This window comes from Cellulomonas septica, from assembly GCF_012396155.1.
Classification (GTDB): Bacteria; Actinomycetota; Actinomycetes; order Actinomycetales; family Cellulomonadaceae; genus Cellulomonas; species Cellulomonas septica.
Genome location: NZ_JAAXOY010000233.1, coordinates 1 through 4,915 on the forward strand (window position 1 = coordinate 1; position 4,915 = coordinate 4,915).

The window sequence follows — 4,915 nt, forward strand, 5'->3', positions numbered from 1 at the left end:
GTCGGGCCCACCTGGTAGCGGATCTCGACGGTCGCGTGGTCGGTGAACTGCGCCTGCGTCGACCCGACGAACGGCGCGACGAGCGCGGCCGCCGCGAACGCGAGCACCACGGCCAGGCGCACCCACGACCCGCGGTCCGCCGCGAGGAACGGGTGGCGGCCGGCGGGCACGTGCGCCTCAGTCGAGGAGGAGGTCATCGAACCTCCTCGCGTCGGCCTGGGCGCTCGCGGCCGCGGCCCGGCGCTCGCGTCGGCCGTCGGTGACGGCCAGGATCTCGAGCGTCGCGAGCGACAGCAGGGGCGGCACGAGCATCACGGCACGGCCGGTCGCGGACGTCGACCACTGCAGCACCCAGCCCCACCCGCGGTGCACGTCGAGCACGACGCCGCGGACGCGCGTGATGGGGATCGCGTTCGGGTCGGCCTCGGCGTTCGCGTCGCCCTTGGTGAACACGTACGGCTTGGTGACGGGTGCGCCGTCGGCGCCGATCTTCGGGACGCGCTCGCCCGTCGCGGGGTCGTCGACGAGCTCGGGCAGGTGCCGCAGCGCGACGATCCGGTGCGTGACGAGCTGCTGCGACCCGACGGGCCAGAACGAGACGACCTGGCCGACCTTGAGGTCCGACTCGCGCGTGATCGCCTGCAGGACCACGGCGTCGCCGGCCTCGAACTTCGGCGCCATCGACCCGGACGTGACGATGAGCAGCCGCTCGTCGTTGACCTGGTACCACAGCGGCACCAGCAGCGACGCGGCGTACGCGGCCCCGCACACCGCGACGACGGTCCAGAGCGCGGCGGACAGCACGCGGCGCCAGACCGGGCGCGGGGCGCGCGCGGTCCTGGTGCGTGCGGGCACGCTCGGCATCCGTCGGTCGACGGCGGGCGCACCGGGGGTGCGCCTGCGGAACCTCATCGCACGGGACCTCAGGAGGAGGACGTGCCGTTGTTCGCGACCTGCTCGGCCTGCATGCGCAGGGAGAGCGCGAGCGCCGTGTCCTGGTAGCTGTTGTCGGCGCCGATCGGCAGGTGGACGCGCACGCACAGCGTCTCGTCCGTGCCGGCGCCGAGGTCGCGGTCGTCGGTGTCCGGGCCGGTCGCGGCGCTGCCGACGATCGCGGTGAAGTCCGTCGCGAGGGGGGTGGCCGCGCCGTCGACCGCGCCGAGCTGTGCGGCACCCGCGACGCCGGCCGCGTCGCACTGCGCCGTCTCGAAGATCGCGAGCTGCACGACGTTCCCGAGCGACTGCGGCGTGGCGCCGTCGGCCAGCGTCGGCGCGGGGGCGGGGCCGGTCGCGAGCGTCTCGGCGCGGTACTCGATCGCGTACCGCAGCTGCAGCGAGCCGTCGTTGCTCACGGTCACGGGCGTGTAGACGGTGTCGCCGGGCGCCATGCCGCCGGGCGGCAGCGCGAACGACGTCGCGCCGACCGCGAGGTCTACGGTGCCGGTCGAGATCTCGGCGCTCGTCGAGTCGGTGTCGCTGAACAGCGCCGACGTCGTGAGCGACGTCGCACCGACGACCGCGAGCCCGACGATGCCGACCGTGGTCCACATCCGGCGACGTCGCGGCCTGTCCCGCTGCGGCGGGGCGGGGTCGATCATCTCCTGGAGCAGGTCGTCCATCATCGGGGGCACTCCTCGGGCATCGTGCGCAGGCAGGTACGGGCCGGACGAATCACCATCGGCAAACGGGTGGCGCGGGTTGAGGCATCCGGGTGAGATTCACTCGTTCGAGTGACGAGTGGTCTGCGCCGTCCGGGGGCGACGCCGCCCGCCCGGACGTGAACCCGCAGGTCGCGTGGACTCGTCGGCCCCGCGACGCGGTGTGGGGACGAGCGTGCCGAACGTGAGATCCGCCGGCGGGACGGCGCGCGAGTACAGGAAGCCCTGGGCCTGGTCGACGCCGAGCCGCGCGAGGATCTCGGCGGTGTGCTCGTCCTCGACCCCCTCCGCGACGACGCGCAGCCCGAACGAGTGCGCGAGGTCGACCATCGCGCGGACCACGACCTCCGAGCCCTCGCGGCCCCCGGCCTGGAGGTCCGCGACGAACAGCCGGTCGATCTTCAGCTCGTCGACCGGGAGGTCGCGCAGCTGCGAGATCGACGTGTTGCCGATGCCGAAGTCGTCGATCGCGACCCGCACCCCGAGCTCGCCGAGGCGCTCGAGCACCGGCACGACGCGCGACCGGTCGGCCACGAGCGCGGTCTCGGTGATCTCGACCTCGAGCAGCTCGGCGGGCACCGCGTGCTCCTCGAGCAGCCGCTCGATGAGGTCGACCACGTCGGTCGACGCGACGTCGTGCGCCGACAGGTTGACCGCGACCGGCGTGCTGCGGCCGTCCTGCGACCACTGCGCGAGCTGGCGGACGCACGCCGTGAGCGCGTACCGCGTGACGTCGTGGATCAGCCCCGACTGCTCGGCGAGCGGGATGAACGCCGCGGGCGCCAGCAGGCCGCGCGTCTCGTGCCGCCAGCGCATGAGCGCCTCGAGGCCCACGGTGCGGCCCGTCGTGAGGTCGACCTTCGGCTGGTAGTGCATCTCGAGCTCGTGCGAGTCGGGGCTCGCCGCGTCGAGCGCGCGGTGCAGGTCGCCCAGCAGGACCAGGCGCGCGGGGGAGGAGTCGTCCTCGTCGAGGGAGTAGACGGCGACGCCGGTGCGGCGGTGCTTCGCCGCGTACATCGCGACGTCCGCCGTCCGCATGAGGGACGACGCGTCGCTCGCGTGCTCCGGCAGGCACGCCACGCCGACCGACGTCTCGACGTGCAGCGCGAGGTCGCCGAGCGGGAACGGCGTCGCGAACAGCCCGCGCACGCGCCGTGCGAGCCGCTCGGCGTTCTCCACCGACCGCACGTCGGGCAGCAGGACCGCGAACTCGTCGCCCCCGAGCCGCGCGACGACGTCGTTCTCGCGCAGCGCGCCGCGCAGCCGTTCCGCGACCTGCTCGAGCAGCTCGTCGCCCCGGTCGTGGCCGAGGGAGTCGTTGATGTCCTTGAAGTGGTCGATGTCGAGCATCATCAGCCCGACGCGCGTCCCGTCCTGCTGCGCCTCGGCGATCGTCCGGCGCATGCGGTCCGCGAGCATGCGCCGGTTCGGCAGGCCCGTGAGCGAGTCGAGCAGCGCGAGCCGGGCGTTCTCGAGCGCGGTCGCCTGCAGGCGGCGCGACGTCGTGAGCACCGTGCGGAACAGCAGCACCCACAGCAGCACGAGCCCGACGGCGACGACGATGCCGACCGTGCGGACCGCGTCGCCGACCGCGTCGGCCGAGCCGGTGTGGTCGAGCATGACCTCCGCGGCCCCGACGACCTCGCCCGCGTCCGTCGCCTGGTCGTCCGCGGTGAGCGTGTCGCCCGCGGTGACGGGCACGTACACGTCGAGCACGTCGGTCTGCGTGCCGCTCGCCTCGCCCTCGTCGCCGCGCACGTCGGTCACGACCTTCGCGTCCGGCTCGCCGGTGCGCATCGTCGCGTCGAGCCGGTCGCCGTCGGGGAAGCCGCTCGTCGTGCGGTCGGCGGTCGAGAAGATGAGGGTCCCGTCCTGCGCCCACAGCCGGACCTCGACGACGCTGTCCGCGAACCCGGCGACGGCCGCGCGCACCGCGGCGTCCTGCTCGGGGGTCAGCGCGGTGGCCATGACGAACGAGTCGGTCGGCACCTGCCCGGTCGCGTACGACTGCACCGACTCCGCGGACGCCATCCCGTCCCGCGTGGACTGCCGCTCCATGACGTTCGCCGACACGACGACGAGCGCGAGCCCGAGGACCGTCATGGCGACGACGCTCACGACCGCGAAGTAGCGCGTCAACGACCACGGTCGACGGGTACGGGGCACGCGGACCTCACGGGCGGGAAGGACGACCGGGGGCGAGTCGGTCGGGTTCGGCGGCTTTCGGTCAGCGCGGGAGGAGCGTGCGCTACGGGGCACCGTAGACCGAAGTGCCGAGGAACTGCGAGACGCGCTGGTCAGCGACCCGTCCGGCGCGTCGGGAACCGGTGGCGGCCCCCCCGTGTTGCACCGGTCGGGCGCCGCACCGCGCGGTTCCCACGAGGAGGACGAGATGGGCTACGAGGTCGAGAAGACCGACGAGCAGTGGGCCGCCGAGCTCGCGCCGCAGGAGTTCGCGGTGCTGCGCCGGGCGGGCACCGAGCGCGCGTGGACGGGCGAGCTGCTCGACGAGAAGCGGGTCGGCGTGTACCGCTGTCGCGCGTGCGGCAACGAGCTGTTCCGGTCCGAGACGAAGTTCGACTCGCACTGCGGGTGGCCGAGCTTCTTCTCGCCGCTCGCCGAGGACCGCGTCGAGCTGCTCGTCGACCGCAGCCTCGGCATGGTGCGGACCGAGGTCCGCTGCGCGCGCTGCGGGTCGCACCTGGGGCACGTCTTCGACGACGCGCCCCAGACCCCCACGGGTGACCGCTACTGCATGAACTCGGTGAGCCTGACGTTCGAGCAGCAGGCCTGACCACCCGGCACGAAGCCCCCGTCGCGGGACGATCGGGGATCACCCCGACGGGGGCCGTCCGGATGGTCGACACGCCTGAAGTCCGGGCCCGTTCCTGCCGATAATGCTGACGTGGACGAGCTGCTGACGGTGAGACGGTGGCGCCGTTACGGCGCCGACCGTCTTTTCGTCACGCAGGAGACCGGCGCACCCGTCGGCTCCGTCGACCTCCAGTCCGGCGAGGTCGTCGTCGAGCACCCCGCGCTCGAGGACGGCGTCCGCAAGGCCGCGCAGGCCTGGCTCCGCGCCGACCTGCGCACCGACACCGGAGCGCTCGTGCTGCCCGTGCCGGCCAGTGCGACCGACGCCCTCGACCGTGTCCGCGCGCTCAAGGCCGAGCCCGGCCTGGACCTGTGGCTGGTCGGCGGCGGCACCCTCGCGCACGCGCTGCTCCCGGAGATCGACCGCCTCGTCCTCAAGCAGA

Annotated in this window: 5 protein-coding genes and 1 pseudogene; 2 read left to right on the forward strand and 4 right to left on the reverse strand. The window is 73.6% G+C overall.

Annotated elements, in window-relative coordinates; translation table 11 throughout:
- From HGA02_RS10310 to HGA02_RS10325, 4 genes are all read right to left on the reverse strand, one after another.
- Positions 1–197: hypothetical protein (locus HGA02_RS10310; protein ID WP_168678932.1), on the reverse strand; the 197-nt coding region annotated here is incomplete at its 3' end.
- A complete protein-coding gene (locus HGA02_RS10315) occupies positions 178–864 on the reverse strand; it encodes a signal peptidase I (protein ID WP_246247643.1) in 687 nt (228 codons plus the stop codon). The genes HGA02_RS10315 and HGA02_RS10310, both read right to left, overlap by 20 nt.
- A gap of 59 nt (positions 865–923) precedes the next feature.
- Positions 924–1,622, reverse strand: a complete 699-nt coding sequence (locus HGA02_RS10320) for a TasA family protein (protein ID WP_168678934.1) — start codon at positions 1,620–1,622, stop codon at positions 924–926.
- Positions 1,623–1,718: 96 nt separating this feature from the next.
- Positions 1,719–3,776: a putative bifunctional diguanylate cyclase/phosphodiesterase gene (locus tag HGA02_RS10325; RefSeq protein WP_343035427.1), complete on the reverse strand. Its 2,058-nt coding sequence runs from the start codon at positions 3,774–3,776 to the stop codon at positions 1,719–1,721.
- Positions 3,777–4,050: 274 nt separating this feature from the next.
- Here HGA02_RS10325 and msrB point away from each other — a divergent pair, with 274 nt between their 5' ends.
- Positions 4,051–4,452 carry a peptide-methionine (R)-S-oxide reductase MsrB gene (gene msrB / locus HGA02_RS10330; RefSeq protein WP_168678935.1) on the forward strand — a complete coding sequence of 134 codons (402 nt, stop codon included), beginning with the start codon at positions 4,051–4,053 and terminating at the stop codon, positions 4,450–4,452.
- Positions 4,453–4,563: 111 nt separating this feature from the next.
- A pseudogene (locus HGA02_RS20915) lies at positions 4,564–4,915 on the forward strand (hypothetical protein); the annotation flags it as partial.

Excerpts from the sequence above, each read along its gene's own strand:
- HGA02_RS10320 (WP_168678934.1), bottom strand. The coding sequence starts at position 1,622 with ATGATGGACGACCTGCTCCAGGAGATGATCGACCCCGCCCCGCCGCAG.
- msrB (WP_168678935.1), top strand. The coding sequence starts at position 4,051 with ATGGGCTACGAGGTCGAGAAGACCGACGAGCAGTGGGCCGCCGAGCTC.
- HGA02_RS10315 (WP_246247643.1), bottom strand. The coding sequence starts at position 864 with ATGCCGAGCGTGCCCGCACGCACCAGGACCGCGCGCGCCCCGCGCCCG.